Here is a 282-nt window from a genome sequence, read left to right as displayed (position 1 = left end):
ACGAAGTCGTAACAAGGTAGCCGTACCGGAAGGTGCGGCTGGATCACCTCCTTTCTAAGGAGCACCTGGCCCCTGTAGGGGTCCAGACGCCGGTACGCGAGCGGATGTCTCGCGCTGGCTGCTCATGGGTGGAACGTTGATTATTCGGTGCACTTGATCGTCTTCTTCTGTCTAGTACTGCTCTTCGGAGTGTGGAACGTCGGGGGAGTCGGGGGGTGTGCCGGGCACGTTGTTGGGTGTCTGAGGGAATGAACTCCCTCGGTGCCGGCGCCGGTGAAGCAC

At 60.6% G+C, this 282-nt stretch carries 1 rRNA gene; it reads left to right on the top strand.

Annotated elements, in window-relative coordinates:
• Nucleotides 1-54, top strand: a 16S ribosomal RNA gene (locus tag GFH49_RS00985); the annotation flags it as partial.
• Between the last annotated feature and the right edge of the window lie 228 nt (nucleotides 55-282).

The sequence above is a fragment of the Streptomyces blattellae genome (assembly GCF_009709555.1).
GTDB lineage: Bacteria > Actinomycetota > Actinomycetes > Streptomycetales > Streptomycetaceae > Streptomyces > Streptomyces blattellae.
Note: the sequence above shows the minus strand (reverse complement) of the source record. Positions and strands in the feature narration are given on the sequence as shown.